The 26203-nt window shown below is 37.9% G+C and carries 22 protein-coding genes; all 22 read right to left on the bottom strand.

From position 1 onward, the window contains the following. Positions 1 to 726, bottom strand: coding sequence for a polysaccharide deacetylase family protein (locus tag HC965_RS07610; RefSeq protein ID WP_191030933.1), 726 nt, complete (start codon positions 724 to 726; stop codon positions 1 to 3). Further along, positions 723 to 1790 carry a glycosyltransferase family 4 protein gene (locus HC965_RS07605; RefSeq protein ID WP_191030932.1) on the bottom strand — a complete coding sequence of 356 codons (1068 nt, stop codon included), beginning with the start codon at positions 1788 to 1790 and terminating at the stop codon, positions 723 to 725. Before HC965_RS07605 ends, HC965_RS07610 begins: the two co-directional genes overlap by 4 nt. Further along, positions 1790 to 2848: a hypothetical protein gene (locus HC965_RS07600; protein ID WP_191030931.1), complete on the bottom strand. Its 1059-nt coding sequence runs from the start codon at positions 2846 to 2848 to the stop codon at positions 1790 to 1792. Before HC965_RS07600 ends, HC965_RS07605 begins: the two co-directional genes overlap by 1 nt. Positions 2849 to 2850: 2 nt before the next feature. Further along, on the bottom strand, positions 2851 to 4005 hold the full coding sequence (locus HC965_RS07595) for an O-antigen ligase (RefSeq protein ID WP_191030930.1): 1155 nt from the start codon (positions 4003 to 4005) through the stop codon (positions 2851 to 2853). A gap of 75 nt (positions 4006 to 4080) precedes the next feature. After that, entirely contained in the window at positions 4081 to 5238 is a 1158-nt protein-coding gene (locus HC965_RS07590; RefSeq protein ID WP_191030929.1) for a glycosyltransferase family 4 protein, read from the bottom strand. Then, positions 5235 to 6062, bottom strand: coding sequence for an alpha-1,2-fucosyltransferase (locus tag HC965_RS07585; RefSeq protein ID WP_191030928.1), 828 nt, complete (start codon positions 6060 to 6062; stop codon positions 5235 to 5237). The genes HC965_RS07590 and HC965_RS07585 overlap by 4 nt, the downstream gene beginning before the upstream one ends. A 6-nt stretch (positions 6063 to 6068) precedes the next feature. Next, positions 6069 to 7061, bottom strand: coding sequence for an acyltransferase (locus tag HC965_RS07580; protein WP_191030927.1), 993 nt, complete (start codon positions 7059 to 7061; stop codon positions 6069 to 6071). A gap of 251 nt (positions 7062 to 7312) precedes the next feature. Next, the gene (locus HC965_RS07575; RefSeq protein WP_191030926.1) at positions 7313 to 8374 is read right to left on the bottom strand and encodes a glycosyltransferase family 4 protein; all 1062 of its coding nucleotides are present in this window, start codon (positions 8372 to 8374) and stop codon (positions 7313 to 7315) included. Then, the gene (locus HC965_RS07570) at positions 8367 to 9539 is read right to left on the bottom strand and encodes a hypothetical protein (RefSeq protein ID WP_191030925.1); all 1173 of its coding nucleotides are present in this window, start codon (positions 9537 to 9539) and stop codon (positions 8367 to 8369) included. The genes HC965_RS07575 and HC965_RS07570 overlap by 8 nt, the downstream gene beginning before the upstream one ends. After that, positions 9539 to 10261: a cytidylyltransferase domain-containing protein gene (locus tag HC965_RS07565; RefSeq protein ID WP_191030924.1), complete on the bottom strand. Its 723-nt coding sequence runs from the start codon at positions 10259 to 10261 to the stop codon at positions 9539 to 9541. The genes HC965_RS07570 and HC965_RS07565 overlap by 1 nt, the downstream gene beginning before the upstream one ends. A 21-nt stretch (positions 10262 to 10282) precedes the next feature. Beyond that, positions 10283 to 10852 (bottom strand): serine acetyltransferase, encoded by a 570-nt coding sequence (locus HC965_RS07560; protein ID WP_191030923.1) that lies wholly within the window; start codon positions 10850 to 10852, stop codon positions 10283 to 10285. Positions 10853 to 10854: 2 nt separating this feature from the next. Further along, positions 10855 to 11985: a hypothetical protein gene (locus tag HC965_RS07555; protein WP_191030922.1), complete on the bottom strand. Its 1131-nt coding sequence runs from the start codon at positions 11983 to 11985 to the stop codon at positions 10855 to 10857. 3 nt (positions 11986 to 11988) lie between these two features. Beyond that, a complete protein-coding gene (locus HC965_RS07550) occupies positions 11989 to 13029 on the bottom strand; it encodes a hypothetical protein (protein WP_191030921.1) in 1041 nt (346 codons plus the stop codon). After that, positions 13026 to 14621, bottom strand: coding sequence for a sugar transporter (locus HC965_RS07545; RefSeq protein WP_191030920.1), 1596 nt, complete (start codon positions 14619 to 14621; stop codon positions 13026 to 13028). Before HC965_RS07545 ends, HC965_RS07550 begins: the two co-directional genes overlap by 4 nt. Positions 14622 to 14762: 141 nt before the next feature. Then, a complete protein-coding gene (wecB, locus tag HC965_RS07540; protein ID WP_191030919.1) occupies positions 14763 to 15947 on the bottom strand; it encodes a non-hydrolyzing UDP-N-acetylglucosamine 2-epimerase in 1185 nt (394 codons plus the stop codon). 7 nt (positions 15948 to 15954) lie between these two features. Then, positions 15955 to 17157, bottom strand: a complete 1203-nt coding sequence (locus tag HC965_RS07535) for a capsular polysaccharide biosynthesis protein CapF (RefSeq protein ID WP_191030918.1) — start codon at positions 17155 to 17157, stop codon at positions 15955 to 15957. Then, entirely contained in the window at positions 17157 to 18248 is a 1092-nt protein-coding gene (locus HC965_RS07530) for a polysaccharide biosynthesis protein (protein WP_191030917.1), read from the bottom strand. The genes HC965_RS07535 and HC965_RS07530 overlap by 1 nt, the downstream gene beginning before the upstream one ends. A 37-nt stretch (positions 18249 to 18285) precedes the next feature. Further along, a complete protein-coding gene (locus HC965_RS07525) occupies positions 18286 to 20706 on the bottom strand; it encodes a tyrosine-protein kinase (protein ID WP_191030916.1) in 2421 nt (806 codons plus the stop codon). A gap of 9 nt (positions 20707 to 20715) precedes the next feature. Next, the gene (locus tag HC965_RS07520; protein ID WP_191030915.1) at positions 20716 to 21540 is read right to left on the bottom strand and encodes a polysaccharide biosynthesis/export family protein; all 825 of its coding nucleotides are present in this window, start codon (positions 21538 to 21540) and stop codon (positions 20716 to 20718) included. A gap of 16 nt (positions 21541 to 21556) precedes the next feature. Beyond that, positions 21557 to 23485 (bottom strand): nucleoside-diphosphate sugar epimerase/dehydratase, encoded by a 1929-nt coding sequence (locus HC965_RS07515; RefSeq protein WP_191030914.1) that lies wholly within the window; start codon positions 23483 to 23485, stop codon positions 21557 to 21559. Between the two features lie 324 nt (positions 23486 to 23809). Further along, entirely contained in the window at positions 23810 to 24400 is a 591-nt protein-coding gene (locus HC965_RS07510; protein ID WP_191030913.1) for a UpxY family transcription antiterminator, read from the bottom strand. A gap of 247 nt (positions 24401 to 24647) precedes the next feature. Then, positions 24648 to 26156 (bottom strand): DUF3078 domain-containing protein, encoded by a 1509-nt coding sequence (locus HC965_RS07505; protein WP_191030912.1) that lies wholly within the window; start codon positions 26154 to 26156, stop codon positions 24648 to 24650. Positions 26157 to 26203 lie beyond the last annotated feature (47 nt).

The following is a 26203-nucleotide window of genomic DNA, read 5'->3' as shown; positions in this document are numbered from 1 at the left end:
CTATCTCCAATGCATTTTAACGTATCTATTATGTATCATATCGTTGCCACCATGCAGTATGAGTTTTGCTTCATTGGGATCAGCAAACTGCAACAGGTTACGGGTTCGTAAACCATCTACATACAGTTGATCAAAGTAATTACCTGGTATACTGGAATACAAAGTCTTGTAACCATACCGTTTGCATTCTTCAAGTACTAATTGAGAAAAATAACCTATAGGGAAACATATCTCATCCACCGTTTTACCCAGAAAATCAGTAAGTTTTTTTTTCGATTCACAAAGTTCACGTACCAATTCCTCTTTAGTAAATTCTGTTAAATCACTGTGACTCCAAGCGTGGCACTGAAATATAAAACCCTCCTTCTGGAGTTCAAGAATTTCGGCTTTATTGAGATACCCCGGCTTTCCGATCAGGCTTATTGCAAGAAATACTGTTGGACGTAAACCTTTATCTATAAAAAACTGTCTGGTATCATAAATACCACGGAATCCATCATCAAAGCATATCATTACTTCTTTGTTAGGATTCTGTATTTTCGCTTTTATAGTAAATCCCTCATCATGTATCACTTTAATATGTTGTGCAAACATACTGAGCGAAGTACCCATATCAGTATATTTTCTATCGCTATACACATCATGATAATACACTATTTTACTCTTCTCATTATGATGCAATATGCTCGAAAAACATAACAGAGTTTTTTTTATTAGTTTTCTCATTGTGCAGTTTCGTTTATAAAATCTTCCAAACATTTACGGTAGAGTGAATAGTTCCAATAATTATGCATAAACTCGTATGCATTATCAGAATATTCCTTGTATGTATCTATATTTGATATTTGCTTCATGACATCAACAAGTGACTGTTCATTATATGCATCAAATACAAAACCTGTATCGTTACCGTCTACAAGGTCATAATGTGCCCCTACCTCGTTACTCACCAATACCGGCATTCCTGCCGACATAGCTTCATTTACAACCAATCCCCAAGGTTCATAAGTAGAAGGCAATATCAACACATGATTTTTACGATAAACATCAAGCAACTCATCCCCATATTTTGGACCATCAAAACACACTCCATCACAGACAGCATACCTGCCCTTCAATTCGTCCTCAAGCAAACCTCTGCCAACGATATGCAGTTCACTTTTTACACATTCAGCACGATACTTCAAAAATGCATGAATCATAAACTCTATGTTTTTGCATTCTATCAATCTACCCACATACACAAAGCGTAAAGGTTCCATTTTCTTCTTGCGAAAATCAGGATTATCAAAGTGTACATTATCCACCATCATTGGCATCAACCGAACTCTATCTTCCTTCATACCAAATTTGCGGAACAAATCCTTATGCGCATAGTTACCACCTGCCAAACCATATATATTCCTGTTACCAAATACCACATTCAGATATATGTGTTTTATCCATCGAATCACTAAATTCACCGGCTCACGATACTGTGTGTCTGAATCTATACCTATGGGCTTACGATACCAAAGGTTGAGAATAAACAACATAATAAAACCAAGATCTGAATAGCCATTGTAGATAATTTTATCATACTTTTTCAGCACCCTCAGTATATAACACCACTGCTTCCAACGACTCATCCTCTCCAAATTATCCTTATTACACTCCCCTTCGGTAGTATTCTTTGCCTCACTGTCACCATGCAAATAGCAATAATCCACACCTATTGGTACATACATCTTTAGGTTTCGGTCTACCGTATAACTGGCTGGTTCATATAGAAATACAAATATTTTATTCATTACCTTCTAATATAAGGCTTTAGGAAAACCTTTAAATAATATTTATAAAACGAAAGCAGATCCCCCACCTTCCCCATAAAGCTCTTTGAATACTCTACACGATACAAGTTATGGATTTCTGGACGAAAATTGCTTACTTTATACTCATATATACCGCGAGCAAAATTCAGTATTCCTCCACCGTTGTTATATATATATTCAACCGATTGTAGAAGATTCATCGTATTGTACCGTCCCTCTTTATATACAACAAGCCAATTGATATATTCGTTATCTTGTATCAAGTATAAATTTGCCACAAGAGGTTCATTTCCTTTGTATGTCACAGCCACAGATAAAACACCATCATTATACAAATTTTCAATGATACTCTTAAAATCATCTGAAAAATATGCCTCTGTACGAATGCCAAATGTCAGCATAGCATGTATTATACTATCAACAATATCCTTTGGATAAGGATTCTCGCTAATCTTGAACAACTTCATGTTATACGGAACAAGCATCTTGTTTATTTTAACAAGTTTATATTTATCTTTCTTGGATATGTGAATCATACTATCCAAATAGGTTTTATCTGACTCTTGTTTAGCATTAACATGGAGGTATGACCATTTATTAGTCATACGAGTCTGCAACCCTTTGAAAAAATACCCAAACACCGCAGACATATAATTATCTTCCTTCAAGTTGTCAAATATGAAGCCTTTTATATCCGCAGTATCATTAATATAGTCTACAAACTCCTTATATAGATGATAATCCTTGCGCACATCTTCAAGTATTAAGGCACCGCAGAAGTCGGAATGAATGCCATTGATAAATTGCAATATGCCCTTCTTCGTTATGATACAAGGAAAGATTGCTTGAAGCGACATATTTACCTGACGATAAATACAAATAATATGTAATCGCTCATTACTCTCCAACTTACTCCAACTATCAAAATTAAAGCTATAACTTTGGAACGGAGTCACATAATCAAGTTGAGAATAGAAATCGTTCCAATCCTGTTTGAAAGCAATGAACTCATCTTTTGTTTTTAATATATTGATCATAGTTACTTATTGTTTTCTTTAAAGAGATATCCCTTTTCATAAAGTGCAGCTTTCTTATAAGCTACAGCAAGACACACAAAAAACACATTAGTAGCAAACTCATGTACACCAACAAACAAGCCTTCAAAGTATGCATTTACTGCAAAAGCTAGAACAATACCAACAAACATATCCCGTGCAATACCAAGTTTGTGATAACGTTTGAATATTACCAGGATAGATAGTACAAGAATGCCAAGCCAAGCACCTCCACAAGGATACCCCATAAATTTGAGAGTTTCCAAATACCCATTGTGCGACCCAAGTTCAGACATTTCTAACGCTATTCCTTGATTCTGAGCCTCAAATCCCCAACCATTCCATGGTTTTTCACGAATCATCACCCAGCAAGCTTCCCGTTCATTATCTCGGTTAGAACCCTCTGTACCATCTACTGTATGCAAAAATCGTTCTACACCTACCGTATTCAGGCCAATTGCTGGCAGAATATAAACAGCAGCAAAAACAATCGCAGCAACAACCAATACCATTTTAGGAGAAAAACCATATTTAATAAACATCAGAATAGCTACTACCATAATACTCGCACGACTACCACCTGCCAATACAGCGTAAAGTCCAATACCTGTAATCAAGAGGCTTTTCAAATTCCATTTTTCAGTAATAAACAACATTGCACCTAACACAAATGCCCCCATACCACTCGTAGAGTTTGCATTGCCAAACCCCACAAGCATACGAGTTGAATGTGAGTGTTCCAAACCTCCTGTTAGCATACCATAAAGTACAAAGAAACAAATAAAAACAGATAATCCGTAAAGCATGTTCCGCTCATAGAACTTAAAATTATTGTCCACACTCACCACAATAATAGCAAATGTTGTGAGTTTTGCTATTAGATATACCAATGTCTGCGTACTTATTGTGCTTTGACCAAAGGTAAACTCGTACAACACATATATTCCACCCATTACATATAAAGGCCAATATGTACTCATCGTTTCACTCTTCCATAAATCTCTTTGTAATATAAACATAGCACCTAATACCAAGAATGCATAAAAAAAGTATGTAGAGATCCCCCCCATCAAACGAGTCTGTGCTGCCACGTTTTCTAGCAAGAATAGGAATAAAAGATATTTTTTTAGTTTTTCCATTTCAATAATGTAATTGAATATTTTTAGAAACAGATGGAATTTGTTACAAATTAACCCTTCCTGTCAATTTATATTCTATTTATGGAGTTTTAATTGTAGATAATCTAAATACTCGGTAACCAAAACTTTGATATCTATCGAAGTATTTAATAGCTGTTTCTCACGATTATCTATATAATACATGATATTACGAGTTAATGCCGCATAATCTTTTGGTTCAATAATCCATTTAAAAAAATCCTCTTCCGGTATCAGTTCCGTTATTCCTGTCCCCCTCGCTGTCATAAACGGAACTCCACAAGCATATGCCTCAGTATAAACGCATCCAAAGGAATCCCAATATGATGGTAATACAAATAGGTCAAGAGTATTATAATAGGCATTTAATTGCGAATGGTCAACCTCATTTTTAAATTCGAAATAGTTGTTTAAACCATTCTCATTAACATACTGCTCACACGATTCACGAGTATAACCTGTTCCAACAAACGAAACTTTAATATTTTTCATACCACTCTTTACCAGTATCTCCACCGATTTAATTAGAGTAATTTGATCTTTCAATTCCCAAAAATTAGCAACACAACCTATTCTAAAGATATCATTAACTTTCTTTCTGGCACCCATAGGATAAAACTTAGATGTATCAACTCCATTATAAAGTACATACTTATCCCTCAACATAATCCCCTCATATTTTCCAAGATACCTAAGAATCTCTTGGCTGACACCTATATGTAAATCTATCTTACTGCAAATATTCACACCATAATTGATACAATGTGTTTTATGCCATTCTTTCCCAGCGAAGCGTCCATCTGTCACCCCAAGCACATCATACCCATGATGCTGCAGCACTGTCAGACATTTCGGATTTTTTGATTTGACAAAATTTGCAAACTTACCTAAAGCCGTTACATGTGAATGGACTACCGCTATATTATCACAATCAATATTCAATCTCTTAAGACACTTGTTAAGTGAACGATAACTCAACGAATCCCCCCATCCCGGCCAAGCATTCGTAGGTAGGTCAAAAGTGGTAAAGCGATATACCTTCACCCCACCATACTCATAATTCTCTTCCTTATGTATCCAGCTTGTAGGTTTGAGCACCACTACATGATAACGTCCGTCACGCTCCAAAGCCCTCACCTGATCATATATATAAGGACCTCGAAATGACTCCACAGTAGGAAAAAAAGGAGTAATTACTAAATATATTGGCTTCATTTATTGCCTAATATGATATTCTTGAAGACTTCCGGAATCTCAGTCGAAGCGCCAATTATCTCCTCAGGCACATTACCAGAAAATATCGAAGGAAAGTTTCTTCTGTAGAATAATGTTGGCACTCTACCAAGGAATGCACCCCAACAGGAGAAAGTTGAGTCTGAAGCTATCAACATTTTGCAACGAGAAATTGCTACCATATCTGCATACGCATTACCATAGAACACCCGTTCTGTATTAGGTAACGCAGTAAGCATAGCTAATTCTTCGTCAGTGCCATCCGAGAATATTAAGAACTTACTTTTGGGATTTAATTTCTGTGCATTCTCTATAATACCTTTGAACCATTCAACTGGGATACGCCAATTCGCACTATAATCACCCATACGCACGTGTACAGCTATACAATTCCTCAGTTCTTCTACATTAGGTACTTGAGCAATAGCTTCTGGACGAGTAATTTCACGAAAATACTCATACACTAACTCATGCTGTGGTTCCAAGTCTACAAAATGAACACCATTACCCTGATATGTCAACAACTTCGTTTTTTGGAACTTCAATATCCACAACTTATGAAAACCTGATATGCCTTTATTATAGAACAAACAACTATATATACGCTTATCGCGTTCACGACGAAACCAAGGCCCTATACTCCATTTACGCCATGTAGGCGATAACATCTCAAGACCTTGCTCCTTAGCATTAATATATGCACGAGCGGCTACAAACATTGTGTTTGCAAGTCCAGCACCACTTAAGCGAAACCACCCCCAATCTTGAGACGACAAACATGGATATATGTATTTTCTATCAGACATATTAGATTAATTGAAAATAATTTTATACTTTATAAGCTGTTGAGTCATTTTTTTAAACGCATAAGCCAATAATGTTGTAGTTATCATCATTGCCAATCCCTGCCAAACACTATCTCCAACCATTGGTTTCAGTAAACGCATATGGATAATATAAAGTTCCAAACTCAACGCTCCAAACAGTGTTATTAACTGACCACCTACCCATCTACGAGTGAAGTATAACGCAATAATAAAAGTTATAGCCAAAGTAAAATTCTGCACCAATAGCATAGCCACAAACATTACACCACCATTATCATATATCATAGGATGATGCTTAATTACTAATGCTACAAGACCCAAAACAACAGATATTGACATTGCCATTACCCAACCTTTATTCTTCACGTCAGAAACCTTGTTTGCATTATCTGAAAGAACAATGCCGACAATAAAGCTCAATGCCTGTTGTCCACAAAGAATCGACAAACCGAAAAACGAATACAACGCAAACACAATCAACACCACATATTTTATATGCCATTTATCCAATAAACACGCCACCCAAAAAGCAACATAGCAACGTACTAAATAATCAATATACCAAAACGAAGAGTTTGCACAATCAACGATACTTTGCCATCTATGAAGACTCATGTCTCCGTCCACCATCATCCAAATTATACGGAAAACCACATAAGGAAACACAATTCTCAATAGTTTTTTCTTCCAGAATCCCTCTATTCCACACTTCTTATAGGACTCATGTAATCCATATCCACTCAAAAGCAGAAACATCGCTACCCCCATGCCTCCAAGTCCCACCCAATTCCAACACCCACTGATATGTCCTATCATAATAATGAGTATAGCCCAACCACGATAAACATCTGTGTTTTTTCTTGCTAACAACTCATCCGAATTGTGAGATAGAGGGGGGATATTATCAGCATTTTGTACATTTTTTGCAAATACAAATATCGCAGATAAAAGTAAGAGAAGTATGAGAGTATTATACATTTTAATCTTTAATTTATAAACTTACCAACAACGTTTTTTACTTTCTCAAAAAAACATCACACGTATAATTGGATTAAGCGATAATATTCTATCAACCAATAATCCCAATTAAAACTGTGTACTCAATTTTTAGACTAAACAACAACACATATCCCATCACAACCATAAACATTGCAATGCACCTTATATAATCAAGCTCATTAATACGTTTAACTCCCATATTTATTTCGACTAATTATACCCAATGAATCTCATCTTTCCATATCCTCTATCACCTTTTCCCAATCCTTCACCAATACCTTCCAATCAAAAGATTTAGCTAATTTAATAGCCTCCTCTGCAAGAGTATCAAGTTCCTCAGGATACTGTTGCAAATGCTTAATAACTGATCCAATCTCATCTATAGTATCAACAACATAACCATTTTTGCCTGTAGTAATCCACTCAGCAGCCCCATAATCAGAATAAACTACAGATGGTACACCCATGGCAGCAGTTTCAAGTGTTACTTTTGGGAATCCCTCAGAACGTGAGGGAAAGATATGTAAATCCATATTCTCAACCAACTCCGCAATCTGCTCATGACTCAACACACCATGATACTTACAATTCATTAAATTCAATCGCTTAATCTCTGATATTGCATCAAAACCTAATCCTCCACCTACGAGATTGAAAGTAAGTTCAGGAAAACGTTTTGCCAACTCCATTATATCAACTACCCCCTTTCTTCGCATATCCGTACCTATGAATACAACATTACGCAATTTTTTATGTTCCCGGGGAGTTGCTACAAACTTTTCAACCTCACATCCAAGATATAGAACTTCTGGAGCAACTATACCCATCAGACGCTCGTTTTCAGATGCCATATATTTGGTTATAGAGTATGTTTTAGTTGTGTAACTATACCCTGCTCTAACATCGTTATCCGTCCCATATACATTGCGCATACTTTGGGCGTAAACATCATCACAGACGCCTTCCATTGTGGTAAATGACTTTTTACCAAACAAACGGAGAATTTTGTTACAAAAATGCCAAAGTTCTCCCTTAGGTAAATAAGCCACATCACACCACATAATCCCTTTAAGATATACCAACCATGCCGATATACGCAATGGTCGATGCCGCTTTATTAATTTCACACCATCAAGGTCTTCATCTACTGTAAGATTACCATTAGGGAACAACATTGCAGCGCACTCAAACTTATCTTTATTTAAATATTTTGCCAAAGCACGACAGTTCAAGTTCTGTGCATTTGTAAAATTGACATACCCTCCAAGAAATACTTTTATCTTTTTAGTCATTACCTTTTAATATTTTCAGCATTAAATTCTTATCAAACGGAGCATATGCACTATCATACCAATCCTTAACTGTTACACAATCCTGTCCATAGGATTCTTTAGAAGCAATTCGTTCCATAACAAACTCCAATTTCTCATTATGATACAGCGGATAATAATATTGTTGATAGAACGTTGTTTCACCCCAATCCAACCGTTCGTCAGTCAGTAAAAAAGATGGGATACCGTAATTTGCATATTCAAATATCGTAGTTGAATTCCAAGTGATTTGCAAAAAAGCCTCTTCTACCAATTCCTGCATCTGAAAATCCGTATACTCTGCAAATCCATATTTTTGTGTAATGTCACTTAAATCATATACATCGTTAAAACGAGGATGATGCTTCAATAATACTTTATAATTATATTTTTTAAGAACATCAAGGCATTCACAAAGCATATCATGCATATTTGCGTGCAGTTCATAACTTCCTCCTGACCTAAACTGCAAACATATTACAATAGTTTTACGTTCTTTCTGCTCTATAACAGCAGTTGTTATTGGATAGCCGACAACCTTAATCTGTTTTTCAGCATTAAAAGGTATTTGCACAGTAGTAAAACATTTCTTGTACATATCACCCCACAATAGTATACGCCGATTCGCTAAGGTATGAGACAATGTGACCACATTTTTTTCAACGAAATACCCTTCATGACCATTGTATATAATACCATGCTGATAGTCGTAAGCGATACCTCGCGGATTTATTTCCGCAAGTACATCAATCATAGAATTTGATATCGTGACATAACACTTCGCTCTCAGTTTGTGAAAAGTCAAAAAATCTATCACTTTTGCTATCTGCCTGTCAACTACAACCTGCGATTTATTCTTATTACAGCTCCTTATCAGTTTTCTCAATACCGTAACAAACCAGAAAAACACATCAGCCTTCATACACTGAGGGTCTCGAGGCTGTGGTGTTCCTCCATCCGGTTCTTCCATCTCAAGGTAATGCAAAGCATTATCCTTACACAGCTTAACTAATGGTGCGAAATATGGATTAGTACCATCTACAGAACGATTAAAGTGCTGTGGATAAAACAATATAACATCTGGACGTTTACCCAACAATACATGTTTAGCAAACTGTACAAATGATTTCAGTATATCATCTATCATTATTCATATGAAATAGCTTCTTCTTGTAACCACTTTTCCGTACGGATGATATCCTCTTCGTCATGCACATCGAAACTTTCCTTAACAACAATAGGCTTGATATTATTACCCATAAATGTCCAAGGCTGCTGTCCTTCCTCTTCTTCGTAAAGCGAATTCTTAAGATTAAGAGTCCAAAAATTATGACAGAGTACAAAGTTCATTGGCAAATCCTGGCGATTTGTAGAAATATTCCTGTTTTTAAAATCAAACCATGTACCAAGGCACCCATCTTCACGAAGGCACTTTGAACGATATGGGTGGTTATCCATTTCAAGCACAACGGGACATGATGCTGAGAGGTCAGGATTCTTAAGAAGATTCTGCACTGACTCTTCAATCCACTCAGTCTTAATAATCCCAGAATTAGCAAGAAGTACGACAAGAATATCTGGTTCAACACCATCATCCTTCATTACACTAAGTGCATGAGTGATCGCATCCACATGCTGCGCTGTAGGCATAGCTAACTCAGCCGGACGCACTATTTTTTTATATCCGCATTCCTCGGCCGCATTAAGAATCTTATCACAGTCGCTACTTACATAAAAATCAGTAATCAGACTACAAGTCTTAGCTGCCATAGCAGGATAATAAAGTAAAGGTTTACCCAATACAGTTCTCACGTTCTTGTCTTTCATCGTGTTGTTACCACGACCTGTCAAAAGTGCTACGATTTTCATAATCATTTTCTATATTTGTTATTATAATATTCTTGGCTTTTGTGACACGACTATAGTATTGTCTGGTATATCGTTCGTTATCACCACATTCTGTCCTATTATTACATTATTCCCAATATGTATATTCCCTATTATTTTAGACCCTGCTCCAATGAAAACATTATTTCCTATCTTAGGAGCCCCTTCACCGGGATTTTTATGTCCAATTACAACCATTGGATTGAGCGTGCAGTTTTCACCAATTCGCGCATTAGGATTAATAATAATTGGTCCCCAATGCCATATTACCAAACCTTTTCCAACTGTAAAAGGTGGAATTTGAAATTGCGTAATATATGACAGTTTTCTTAACCTCGACAGCCAATAGAATGATTTTATCTGATAACAAACTTTTGAGAAAGGGTTGTGAATAGAACTAATTCTATCTATACAATATTCTGTATGACGAAGAGCAAGCATATACTTAACAATATATCTTCTATCACCAATTGGATCTATCCATAAGCAAGCCCATTTTCGAATCAAAAAAAATTTAGAACAAACCTTTTCTTTTCGCAAATCCGCTTTAATATAATCTTCAAGCTGATACATTTTTATTTTATAATCTTTTGATTTACGAGATATTCAAAAGCCAGCCTTGGATCCGAACGAAATGGTAGTTTTACAAGTGTACATGGTACATCTTTAAATATCTTTTCAATAGTTGTTCTTGTTTGAGAAATAAAAGCATCTACACTTTTGACATTCTTATATCCTGGTATAATCAAAGCATTATTAGCAATTTGAATACCAAGAAATAATTCTCCAAACAGCATATTTGCATTTAAATCAGCAAAGTCCGAGACAGACATAGATGTATGCTCAAAAGTATTTTTTCCATGATTGGTGAGATAAACAATACCACTAACCTTTTTATTCGTTGCTATACGATTCGGATATATATCTTCAGGTGCAGCATATCTATGTAAACCTCTTTTTTTTAAAGTAAACCATTGCATTTTTTGCCAAAACGACATATCTTGGAGTTTATCTTTTAGTTCAGGGAAATATTGGATCTGATGACTTTTTATTGCCATAGAACGACCTATCTGATGGACATAACCTTTAGCATCTACGCAAGAAAAATCATCAGATATGAAATGTACATCAACCTTATTAGAAAATGCCATAGATAAAAGTAACGAGCTCTTTCCCGCTCCTGGAGTTGCTGCTACAATATAACCATTTTCACCAATAGAAAAGCCACATGCATGAAGAAAAGTACCTCCGTTCTGAAGATTAACAAGTTGCATTGGATGTAAAAAACCTCGTGTGTACATTGCTGCGACTTGTTTTTCTATATTTGATGCAAAATCTCGTGAAACAATTCTTTGTTTAGTATTATTCACTCGACCTGGAGTATATACACTATAATAGATAGTTGACAATAATCCATTTGTAAACTCATAACCGAAACGATTCCCATGACCTGCAAAAAAGCATTGGTAATCATTTATTTTTGCAGCCTCAGTCATAGATACATTATTGGCATTTTTATCGAAATAATCATCTATATGGTCTGTTAAACGATATGTCATAACTACAGGCTGTTCACCTGTATTTTGAAGGAAATGACCATAGAAACGTTTTAAGGCGTCTAATACGCATTCTCTAAGGTATGAATTCTGAATGTCATTGAGCTTAAAAACAATGTCCATTCCTGCATGATTGATACGATAATCCATATTTCATATTTTATTGTTATCAAATAATAATTGTGCAAGTTCATCGAAATAGCGTTCCTTTATTGTAGCACCTTGAATAGATACTTTTTCAAGAATCTGTATCATCAGTTCGTTCTGTTTTTCTTTGTAATCGTTCAAGAAAGGAAACTTATAGCGAAGAAAACCATCTAAATCGAAATACTTATGTGACTCATTTTCCAAACAAACCACCATTCTGTCGTAGAATTCTTTCTTACAAACTTCTATTAAAGCTGTTGTATCACTACTCTGTACCCAATAAAAGTGATCTATATCATAATATCGCAGTTCTGTGGTTTTATCAGTAAATGCTGTATAAGGCAAATTACGTACAAAGCATCTCAAATTGAAAGCATTATATAAGCGACGTGTGATTTTACCATTTTTTTTCATACACCAGATAGCAAAGCGGTAATAATGCTCTGATACATTCAATTTTCTGCGTAACTCTACGTCATAATGATGGACACGAAGAGGTATTAATACCGGATATGGATAAACCTTACCATCCTTATTGATTATACCTAAGTCATCCGATATAAACTGTGCGCCATTAAGCAACGCTTTGAGCATAACCTCTGTTTTTCCAGAACCTCCAAAAGCATTTATAAGCGAGATTTTACCATCTTTAATAAAGCCAGATGAGTGCATGAACATAAAGTCATACAATGGTGCATAAAAACGTATCAGCACTTCCATTACGTGGAACACGATTTCACCACTTGATTCCGTCGAATACTCAATGGTAAAGTTATTCTGTTGTGCAACTATCTTAAACACCCCTTTTAGGGTTACATATAGGCTTTCTTTATTTTCATAAAGCGTATCTTTTACCAATTCAAGTGCTCCCTCTGGCAATTTGATCTTAGACTTTTGCATGATTATGCCAATAACAGGCAGTGACGTATCTTCCGTTTTGTAGAAAGCATACTGACCTTGTATCTCATTAACAACAGAACAAGCCCCCTCATAAACAAGAGAAACTCTAAAACGATCTGCAATATTATAATTCGTCTGTGCCATCATTTTCTAAAACTTTTAATATGGTTAGCAAATGCACGAAAGTGGCTATCGCATATCCAGTACATTGCCGCCATGAGAATCAATACCAAAGAGCCTATACACAATGAGTATGTCACAAGACCAAGCCAAGTAGCAGAATCTACCCAATGCAACAACTGATTACTTGCAAAAAAAGTTGCTGTAGCCACAACACCCATTATAGCAATATATTTAATCCACACAGGCCAATAATACATAACAACCGATACCTCAAAACATCTGCTGAAAAGAAAATATGGTTTCCATAACATCTTGATAAGGAACTCTGAAATAACAAAAGCTACAAGAATACCAGCCAATCCAAAGTATTTCCCCAAACAAACACACAAGACTACACATATTACTACCTCTGCAATTGGAGCCCACACATCAGAATATAAGCCATAGCCATTTTTGAAATTATCAACAGTTAAGCGTCCCTGCTGGAAAAATACGTGAAGTGAGAGCAGAATCAATACACAATGATCCAATATGTATTTCTCACCTAACCACACAAGAATAAACACAGGTGTAGTAAAATATAGTACTATACTCAACAGACTCGCAAGGAAATAGCGAATACTTAGTAACTCAAAGAATACTCCAAGAGTTTTTTTCTTGTCACCTTCTGCAATCATATTGCCCACGCTAGCTTCCATACCTATGAAAAGCCCATCCACAAAGCCTGTTATCTTTGCCATCACCATATTATAGTTACCATATAGAGCAACCATTGGTAATGAAACCAACATCCCTATAAAGAAATTGATAGAACCAGTGAACATAAGATGGGACAACTTCAACACAAATATCTGCTTAGTTTTTATCCAAAGGTCTTTGTAGTCTTGGAATTTAGCCTTACCTAACTTGATTTGAGTCTGTAGCCAAGGATAGCGTTTCTTTACAGAATAGTACAAGAAAACAGAGTTAGCTGTACCAGCCACAATTTCCATCACAATCCACCAAATATACGAATATGGAAAAAATGAACATATTATCTGCAATAATATCTTGACTACATTGATAGTCTGATAACGATACATAATAACATAGTTATTTTGTGAGGCACTAAGTATAATTTGACGATAATTAACAAAGTAACTGAGTAAAGCTCCATACACCATTGAATAGAACATAAAATACACCAATCCAAGTGGCATATCAATATCCTTAAACATTAATGGGAAGAAACATGATAATATGATACTTACTCCTGCTATTATCACACCAATGCGCGAATAGAGAAAACCATACACAGAGATAATATCGGCTATTTTCGAATGATCATCGTCAAAGAGAGGTTTATATAAGGTCACACCCACAGCTGTACCAATACCAAGTTCGGTTATGTTCATCAGATTAAGTATATCACCTAATGTTGATGATAATCCCAAAAACTCCGTTCCAAGGTTATCTAAAAAAAATTTACGAGAAAAGAAAGCCAAAACAGCCGTGACAACATAAAAAATCACATTCACTTTGGCATTTTTTATAGATTTCTGTATTCTACTTGTCATTAAAAACTTTATGTAAAATCCAATTACTTCTTGTTTGAATAATAAAAAAGTCAGTATCACACATTTTTTAGTAGAATAACTAACTACAATACTCCGTAGTTGGTTTTCTTAAATGAGATATACTGCATTTATAGCAATTACCACATCATCCGCTATTAATACTTCAGCACTTTTGTGTATCTTTTTCTACTTACACAAAAATTACCTCTTCCTCCACACCATCTTATCAACAACCCCCGTATAGCTCTGAATAATCTTCACCACCTTATTAGCAACATCTTCCACATACATAGGCACAGGTATTCCGTTGTCGCCCTCGGCATTCATAGCTATAGCTGTATCAACAGCCTGAATAAGAGATTTTTCGTCAATGCCAGCAAGAATAAAGCCAGCCTTATCCAACGATTCGGGACGCTCGGTACTAGTACGAATACAGACAGCCGGGAAAGGATGTCCCACACTGGTAAAGAAGCTACTCTCTTCGGGTAAAGTTCCTGAATCACTGATGACAGCGGCAGCATTCATCTGCAAGCAGTTGTAATTGTGGAAACCAAGAGGTTCATGACGGATTACACGTTTATCCAGCTGGAAACCACTCTTTTCTATACGGTTGCGTGAGCGAGGATGACAGCTATAAAGGATAGGTATATCGTATTTCTCGACTATGGCGTTAATAGCATTAAACAACGAAAGAAAATTTTCCTCCGTGTCAATGTTCTCTTCGCGGTGGGCGCTAAGCAAGATATATTTACCTTTCTCCAAGCCAAGCTGTTGATGAATGTCGCTGGCTTCTATGTCAGCGAGATTTGCGTGCAATACCTCAGCCATGGGGCTACCAGTAACATAGATACGCTCTTTGGGAAGACCACATTCATGAAGATATCTTCTTGCATGCTCACTGTATGCCAAATTCACATCACTAATGATATCAACAATGCGTCGATTAGTCTCCTCAGGCAGACATTCATCCTTACAACGGTTACCTGCTTCCATGTGGAAGATGGGGATGTGCAGACGCTTGGCTGCGATGGCGCTCAAGCAAGAGTTAGTATCACCCAATATAAGCAATGCATCAGGTTTGATTGCATTCATTAACTTATATGAGCAGTTGATAATGTTACCAACAGTTGAACCGAGGTCATCACCCACGGCATCCATATAAACCTCAGGATCTGCTAATTTCAAATCCTTGAAAAATACTCCGTTAAGATTGTAGTCATAATTCTGACCAGTATGAGCCAAAACTGTATCAAAGTACTTGCGACATTTGTTGATAACTGCTGCAAGACGAATAATCTCAGGTCTTGTACCTACTATGATAAGAAGTTTCAGTTTGCCATTGTCTGCAAACTTTATGCCGCTATAATCTGTTTTAATGTCAGCCATAATTGTATTATTCTACAGGTAAGAAATAAGTGTCGGGACAATTCGGATTAAATGCCTCGTTGGCCCACATGAGGGTCACCAAATCACAGGTATCAGAGAGGTTTATTATATTGTGCGTATAACCAGGCAGCATATGTACGGCCTCTATATTATCACCACTTACTTCAAAGTTTAACACTTCGTCAGTATCTATCCTGCGTTGCTGAATGAGAGCCTTGCCCGATACAACAATAAAGAACTCCCATTTCGTATGATGCCAATGCTGCCCCTTGGTGATGCCGGGTTTACTGATGTTCACACTAAACTGCCCGCAATTGGCGGTCTTCAACAGTTCGGTGAAACTCCCACGATCATCTACATTCATCTTCAATGGAAAGATGACCCTCTCCTTGGGCAAATAACTCAAGAAAGTACTATATAGTTTTTTTGCAAATGAGTTGTCGGGAATCTCAGGCATTACCAATGTTTGAGGCTGTAACTTAAAGGATTCGAGTAATGAAACGATTTCACCAAGAGTTACTTTGTGGGTGGTGGGCACGGTACAGTAGCGGCCATTAACATTAAGAACTGTCTCCACACCGTTGAACTCACAGTGATGTTCATTACCTTGCAAAGCATCTATCATCTCTTTTACAAGATCATCGATATAAAGGAGCTCAAGTTCTACGCTAGGGTCATTAACCTGTATAGCAAGATCGTTGGCAATGTTATTACAAAATGTAGCAACTGCGCTGTTATAATTGGGGCGACACCATTTACCAAAGAGGTTTGGGAAACGATATACCAATACCTTAGCACCTGTTTCCTCGCCATACTCAAAGAATAGTTCCTCACCAGCTAACTTGCTCTTACCATAATCGCTGGTACCATACCGCCCTATCAGAGTTGCCTGAATACTACTTGACAGCATCACGGGGCAATTGTTCTTGTGAAACTTCAAGCTATCGAGCAGTGTTGACGCAAAGCCATAATTGCCGCTCATAAACTCGCTGTTCTCTTTGGGACGGTTGACACCTGCCAAGTTGAAAACGAAATCACAGTCAGAGCAGTAGGCATCCAGTTCCTCCAGACTACTGTCTATATCATATTCATAGACAGCATCAATGACAAGCCCACCATAACAGCGAGCCTTACCTTCCTTGATATTGCAGAGTTCGGCGCAAAGGTTCTCACCTACGAATCCTTTAGCACCTGTTACCAGTATCTTCATTATTCAGAACGAATTTCTTTTGACTTTGCGCGGTCGATTAAGCCGAGATCTTCCTGAATGAAGCGCAAGCGCATGAGCTGTTCCTTCATTCCCTCAACATCCAAACGTGCGGTATTATGCGAGTGGTAGTCTTCAATTGTTGAAACCTTCTCGTTACCCTCCACAAAGAATTTGTCATAATTAAGGTCACGGGTGTCACAAGGGATGCGATAATAGTTGCCGCAGTCAATAGCCTTTGCCATTTCCTCACGAGTAACAAGAGTCTCATAAAGTTTCTCACCGTGACGTGTACCGATGACTTTAACCTCGGTCTCCCCATATTTATAATCAACTTTAGAATAAATCTGCTTCAAAGCTTCAGCAAGCACATCCAAGGTGGCGGCAGGGGCCTTCTGTACAAAGAGGTCACCATTGCGACCATGGGTAAAGGCATAGATTACGAGATCTACTGCGTCATCAAGGGTCATCATGAAGCGAGTCATATTAGGATCAGTAATGGTAATAGATTTACCTAACATAATTTGTTCTACCCACAAAGGAATAACCGAACCACGCGATGCCATTACATTACCATAACGGGTACAGCAGATAGTTGTCCGGGCATCTTCACCTAGTTCACGCCCCTTCGCAATAGCGACCTTTTCCATCAGAGCCTTAGAAATACCCATAGCATTAATGGGGTATGCGGCTTTGTCAGTAGAAAGAACAACGACATTCTCCACACCGTGGTCAATAGCTGAAAGCAACACATTACTTGTGCCCATCACATTGGTCATGGCTGCTTCCATAGGGAAGAATTCGCAGGAAGGCACCTGTTTGAGAGCAGCAGCTGCAAACACATAGTCCACCCCACGCATCGCAACATCTACAGATTCACGGTTGCGAACATTACCAATATAAAACTTCACCTTAGATGCTTGTTCAGGGTGTTGTGCCTGAAGATGATGACGCATGTCATCCTGTTTCTTCTCATCTCGTGAGAAAATACGAATTTCCTTAATATCACTTGTGAGAAAGCGGCGGAGTACAGCATTACCAAATGAGCCTGTACCACCTGTAATTAGCAGGACTTTGTCTTTAAACACTGACATATCTTTGATGTTATTTTTGGTTACACATTCTGTTTATTTACTTATTCTTTACTTTATGCTCTCCATAACCATAGCCGTAACCGTAGCGTTTACCATATCCATAATACTTACCATATTTACCATAACCATAGTAATAACCATATTTCTTCTTCCGAAGATCCAAGCCATTGATAGCAATACAGAGATTTGGCAATTTATTATTTTCAGCGAGTTCGTTGATCAAAGTAAACTCTGCCTTGCGAGTATAGTCAGCACGACATACATAAATCGATAAGTCAGCTACACGTCCTATGAGTAAAGTATCTGTCACCATGCCAACAGGTGCCGTATCCAATATCACATAATCAAAATTCTTCTTCAAAGTTTCGACCGCCTTATCCAATCCTTCACGAGCCAATAATTCTGTTGGATTAGGAGGAACCGTTCCACCGGGAAGAATAAACAGATTCTTATTGATGTCAGAAGGTTGTACCAAATCCATCAAATTCGTCGTAGTATTAGTCAAATATTGTGTAATACCATGCTCTTTTTTAGGTATGTTGAATACTTTATTCAAACCGGGCTTACGAATATCAAGACCTACAATCACAACCTTTTTTCCTAATAAAGAAAGACTGATAGCCAAATTGGCTGATACAAAAGACTTACCTTCACCACTAATAGTAGAAGTCACCAGAATCACATTCTTATCATTCTCGAGCATAAACTGGAGATTCGTACGAACATTTCGGAAAGTCTCGCTCATGAGATTATTCTTATTCTCGAATACCGCAATAGAGCCTGACTTCTCATCTGCCAATGGAATGTCACCAATAACAGGAAATGAAGTTAATTTCTCAACATCAGTGCGACCTTCGATCTTGAACTTAGTCAGGCTGATCAGATAAATGATACCTACCGGAATCCCTATTCCCAATAACAAAGCCGTCAAATAAATCGTCATCCGTTTAGGAGAAACCGGACTACCATCCGCCAAAGCCTCGTCGATAATTTTAGCATTATTGGCTGTAGCCGCCAAGACTATCGCATTTTCCTCACGCTTCTGAAGTAACATTAAATACAAACCGGACTTTATTTCTTGCTGACGAGCGATACTCACGAACTGACGTTCCTGAGTAGGAGCATCACTGATACGACGGGAATAACGGCTGGCTTCACGAGCTAAATCCGCTTTCGTTATCTCCAATCCTTTCAAGGTTGCGTCCAAAGTCGCTTTTACGTTACCATGCATAGCACGAATACTGGTATTAAGATTTATAATGGTTGGATTACTTTCCGTGGATGTGCGCAACAAACGGTTACGCTCAGCCAGCATTTCGTTATATCGTTCTATCGCACCAGCTAACCCCGTATCCTGTAATCCGACATTAGTAGGTAACACTTCATAATCATTCCCGGACATATAGCGTTGAAGGTCTGTCACTAGGTTGATTTGTGTCTGATTCTCCACACGTTTCTTCTCATACTCAGCATTACCGGTCAATGCAATTTGAGCCTCACTACTCAAGTCCGTAATACCTGCACTACGTTTGAAATTCTCCAGGTCCTGTTCTGTGCTGCCTAACTCCTTTGAAATAATACCAATACGTTCATTTATGAATTCTGCTGTTTTCTGCGCTACTTCATTCTTGTCATTGTTAGCATTAATATTATACATCTCAAGCAACTTATTTATATAGTCCCTACCACGCTGAGTACTCGAGTTTATCAGTGAAACAGACACTACGGAAGTCGCTTTCGATGTGGGAACTATTGATAGAGAATTAGCGTATCCTTTTGCCACCGATAAAGGCCTGTTTATGAAAGCCGTGATATGACGTTCTTTTGTAACACTCTCTGGACGAACCATTGTCAAGGTATCATTATTCGCCAAAAAAGCAACTGTCCCCTCATCAGTTGGAAACACAGCCGGTAACTTCTCAAACTGTTTCTGATACTCCTTTTTCCCCACTGTAATCTGTACATCCATAGCACCTGTAGGTTGCAAAGACATGCTCACTTTCATTGTCTGTGGAAGTTTGTCTGCTTCTTGGGGGATCAAACTCACCAATACCGGAGAAGTGCGATACAATTCTCTAACAGGAAACTCATCTTCATCCATATAAGTAACAAATAGTCCCAGGTGATTAACCACCTCCCTTGCCAATGATCTGGATCTCAAAACTTCAATCTCATTGTCTACATTGCTCGATGAGGAGACAAAACCATCCAGTCCCATTTTCTCCAAATCAGAGGACATGCTTGCTCCACCTCCTTTTTTTTCATCCTTTATCAGAACAGTGGCAGAAATATTGTAAATCGGTGTAGCAAGACGCAGGTATCCCCATGCAAAGGCAACACAGATGATGACTGAAACTACGAACCATGGCCAATGAATCAAATATCGGAAAAGAATTTCCTGAATATTAACCTGCTCTGCCGACTGCTCTCCAAATTTCTCTTTTTTTTCCTCAATCATACGACACTATTACCTTAAGATTGTTACTAATAAGCTTGCCAATGACACTAAAATAGAAGTAGCGGAGAACCACAGACCTGTACTGTTACCAATATCTGAGTTACGTGCTTTCGCCTTATTAGGAGTTACATAGACAATATCGTTCTGCTGCAACCAGTAATAAGGGGAAAGAATTATATCCGCCTTATTCAGGTCCAATGTCACAATCTCTTGTCTGCCATCAATACCTTCACGAATCAATTTTACATTATCACGAATTCCCCAAACAGTCATGTCACCCGCCATAGCCAAGGCCTCAAACATATTCACTTTTTCATTACTGATAGTAAATGTACCGGGACTGGCAACTTCTCCGATTACTGAGATTTTGTAATTTACCATACGAACAGTAACTATCGGAGTCTCTTTGATATAAGGTTTTAAGTTTTCCACAATTAATTGTTCAGCCTGTTTCTTTGTTAAGCCGCTTACTTTCAATTCACCTAAAACAGGAAAATTAATTTTTCCTTCATTATCGACCAAATAGGCTTGTAGGTTAGATTGAGAAGCACCTTGTGCATTACCAGTAACAGAACTAGCCACCGTCAAATTAAACGGAACCGCCAACTCTGGATTGGTACACGACACCACAATAGTTAGCAAGTCTTTCGGCATAATCTTAGCATCATACAGCTTCTCCTGTTGAACTGTTCGTTCTACAACCTCTGTATCCTGCAAATAAGGAACTTTTTTGTATGACTGACAGGAGGCGAACAGAAATATCGCAACCAAGCAGGCAATCATATTTCTACCCATTCTTTGTATACTCATATTAATGTAAAATGATTTATTCATAAAATTACCAAGTTTATTATTCTTTATCCAGTACCTCGAACTTAGGTGAGTTCTTCGACTTAAATTCAGGTACCACTTCCTTCATTAGCTTCACAGTATCCATAATCTTTACAGCACGAGACAGTTCTTCAAACTCCTCATAAGTATCAAGAATATCAGTATATTCATACCGACGCACTTTTGCAATCATGATTTTCTTATTCCCGGTCGGAATCGTATTTTCCTTATCACTCAACACCTCTTCATAAAGTTTCTCACCAGGACGTAAACCTGTGAATTCAATCTTTATGTCCTCATCCGGACGATAACCAGCCAACTCTATCATACGAGTAGCTAAATCAACAATCTTCACAGCTTTCCCCATCTCAAAGACAAAAATCTCATTCCCCTCTCCCATTGTAGCAGCTTCCATCACCAAACGACAAGCTTCGGGAATAGTCATGAAAAAACGGATTATATCAGGATGAGTAACAGTGACAGGACCGCCATTCTCAATCTGTTCTTTAAAGCGAGGTATAACGGAACCATTACTACCCAATACATTACCAAAACGGGTGGTAATAAATTTGGTGTGACCTTTCACTTTTCCTTCACGAATAGCACAGCCTAAACTCTGTACATAGATTTCGGCCAGACGTTTGGAACAGCCCATCACATTGGTAGGATTCACAGCTTTATCTGTAGAAACCATGATCATCTTCTCAGCACCATATTCTACTGCCATATCAGCTACCTGACGGGAACCGGTAACATTGACAAGTACAGCTTCGCAAGGATTTTCTTCCATCAAAGGTACATGCTTGTAAGCGGCAGCGTGAAAGACAATCTGAGGATGATATAGATCAAATACCATACGTACCCGTTCCTTCACACGCACATCACCAATCACAGGAATAAAATCTATAGCAGGATAATTTTTCTCAAATTCGAGACGGACATTATGCAAAGGAGTTTCAGCTGAATCAAACATGATGAGTTTTTGAATACCCATCTGTACCAATTGACGGCAAAGTTCACTACCGATACTACCGGCTGCACCAGTTACCAATACGACTTTACCTCTGAATTCTTCAGCAACCTGACGAAGATTGATATTGATTTCAGCACGTCCCAATAAATCTTCAATTTTAATAGGACGCACCCATTGATGAAAGTTTCCGTCAGAATCAGCCTCATTGATAGTAGGAGCAATCAGAGTTTTGACAGCACTACTTTTGCAGTATTCTAAAAGACGATTTTCTTCTAAGCGGGTATCTTCATAACGAGAAAACAAAATTCCCTGGATACTATGCTTTTTTATAACGCTATTGAAATCTTCTTCATTTTCAAAATAATAAATGGGAAGATCTGTCAAGCGACGTCTACTATTATTTTTTCCATATATGTAGAAGCCTACAACTTTATAATGTGCACTATCCCGGAGGCGGAGTTTTAAGGCCACACTCTTCTCATCAATGCCATAGATAAGAATACGGGTATTCTTTTTATTCATCCAATCCAGCAGAAGGTCATAAACGATGATGAGTGATACACGGAAAGCGGTTAAAGCAGCCAAAGTCAGCAAACCGTCAAGCAGGAGATAGGCTGTTATATAATTGTATTGTAATTGGGATTCGGATATAATCAAAAAAGAAATTACTAATAAACATCCGACTTTGAATAGTACAGCACACATGATGCGCCAAAGCTCACGTGCCTGGGAAAAGCGGATGGTGTTACGATAGGTATGAAATAATAGAGCTCCCGCAATACTTGCCACTAAAGAAACGCCTACAAATTGGCAAAGCATCCAATCGCTCATTGGAACATGTGCCATATAATGAATGACAGCATAAGCTATCAATGAGCATAATACAGATATTACTGTATCAATACCTAAAATAGCCCAATAGCTAAAATAATTTTTACGAACATATTGTACTATGCCCTTCAATGTTTTTTCCATTGTAGTATAAACGAATAAATTATATTTCGAAATTGATTTATCTGATCGACAATTATCAGCACAAAGGATATGATCAAGACGTCAATGTCGGTATTTCAACCGTACAAAGAGATCTTTATCAATTACATACACTTCTACACTGCATCTTTCAAAAGACACAATTCATAAATACTTTCATGGATTTTTATTCACTCGAGAGAGGTCATCGGTGCACATACCTAGCTTTTTATCACCGATGTCAGATAGACAGCCTGCTAGATTTTGCAGCCTTTCATTACGTTCTTGTAGTAAAATCCCCATACCCCCATAAAATAAATTGGTTGATTAATCGTGTAATTCCCCATTTCCTGATACCGACTCTACACATCCTGCCGGTATATCTACGCATGCACACCCTAACATTGTCAAGCGGACAGCAACCTTTGATTTTCCATTCACATTTACCAGCTCCCCTTCCAGTCCTGCTAATGGCCCTTTGATCACCTTTATCTTTTCTCCCGGTGCCAATGGCGATGTGCTCATACTGATCGTTTCATCCGAATAGTCGAGCATAAATTTGAATCGCAACATTTGTTGGTCAGGAATGATAGCCGGAGTACTTTCACCACGTAGTACCATATAACGGCTAATGGAAGATAATGTCAAAACTTCTTTTTGTTCATTCAGATCAACGTGAACGAAGATCATCATCGGAAGTAATACCCGGTCAACAACTTTACGGCGATCGCTCCATTGATGGACTTCCTGTTGAATTGGTAGAAAGTTTTCAATCCCCATTTTAGTGAGACGTTCGCTCGTCTTTTTCTCGTGACAGATGCGCACAATAGCCACTAACCAACGTTTTGAGCGTGCTACGCTTCTGCCAATCACATCTGTTGGCAGAACTTTTCGATCGTCATTTTTGTTAATGATCATGTATTTTTACCCTTCATTTCTCCGCCACTTATTCGGCAACGGAATGAATTTGGTTGCAAATATAGATAAAATAATAAATAGTAAACAAGAAAAAACACTTTCTTTTTACTCACAATTCTAAATATGTGGTTAAATCGGCTTTGAACATGACTAATGGTTTACAAATATGGGGGATAAAAATAGGAGGCTGAATAACTTTAATTGTTATTCAGCCTCCTATTTTGTTTTCAAGTTATTCCTGCCTTTTTTACCATTTATAATTAATACCGAAGCTAAGCAACTCTTTCAACTGGAAGAAGCTATCGCCTTCAGTTGGTTTGGAGCTGTCATCAAAACGGGTATGTAGATAAAGCTTGGTAGAAAGATAGCGGTTCAGAACAAAGTTGAAGGTATTTTCCCATTCTACACGTGCCCAATGGTAGTTGGTTAAGTAGTTGAGACGGGATTCCAATGTTACGGCAGAGATAATGGTCCAGTTGAATGTCGATTGCAATTGGGAACCGAAGTCATTCTTGGAGCATTTTCCTTTGTCCAGACCGAATTTGGTTTCGTCTACTTCAGAGCTGCCGATATAACGCAGGTTATAGGTCAATGGTGCCACAAATACGGAGAGGTTGAATTTCTTCTTGGACAGTTTGTAGTCCATACCAATACTGACTGCCAAATCCGCCGGAGACATGAATGCCGAAACGAGGTCTTCACTATTTGCTTTGTATCCGTTGAAGAACTGGGTCTTAAATTCGGAAGAAATGGTATAGTACCAGTTCTTGAAGGCTCTTAGACCTAATTTATTATATAGACGAAATTGGTCGGTATTAAACAGATACTTATGGTATTCGTCCGAAGGAGTGGAAGTCATACCCACTTTGGCTTCAAGTTGATTCTCGAACAGGACTTTTTCATTGTCGTTGTAGTTGGCAAACACCTGAAAAGTTGCCAGACCGGAGAAGTTACTCTCACCTCCTTTGTACCAGTTGTCCGAAAGGTGGTTTTGGCTGATTTGCAGCGATCCGTTACCACCGGTTACCCACCAGTTAGGACGGCTAATCTTTATATCGGCCTTACCTACATTGTCATCCATATTTTCCCGTTGGAACAAGTGGACAACGCTAGCTTTCGGAGAAATTTTCGGTTTCACGTCGCGACGGAAAACATCACGGCTCATAATACGGTCTTCCGTAGTGACTACCAGTTGCGGTTTTTGCAGATAAAGATCCATCAGCGCCTTATTGACCAATGTGTTGGCACGTTTGGTTTTGGTAAATGCCAAAGTATCATAAGGAAGGAGTTCCGCTGTCAGTTGCGGAGTGGTATCCGGTTGTGCAGGCTTCCATTCCAATTTTGAATATTGTTCCATCGGAGCATAATAATATGCTAATGGGGTAAACAGGCGGAAGTAGTCGGGATCGGACGGAATATAACGTACGGGCACGGACAGGTCATTCAGATAGTCCAACTGGGCGATATACTTATTATATAAATAAGAAACGGTATCCAGTTTGGGTGTCGGACCCGACATATTAAGTCTGAGCATCAAATATTTCTGAAGCTCCGCAGAAAGCGTATCCGCTTTCACAACTCTGGCTTTTGCCACAACGGTTGAAGACTTAGTAGTTTTGACAGGTTTGACCACTTCGGGGGCAGGTTGTACTGAATCGACCGGAAGTGCAGAATTATCGACAGGTTCCTGTGCAGAAAGCGATAACGATAATAAGAACAGGATAAAAGCTGAACATAAAGTAGTAATTCTCATCATATTTGTCTATGGTTTAGGGTGCAAAGCTACATTATTTTGTTTAGAAA

The sequence above is a fragment of the Bacteroides sp. GM023 genome (genome assembly GCF_014750685.1).
GTDB lineage: Bacteria > Bacteroidota > Bacteroidia > Bacteroidales > Bacteroidaceae > Bacteroides.
The sequence above is the reverse complement of the archived record's forward strand: the minus strand, read 5'-3'. Positions and strand labels throughout refer to the sequence as shown.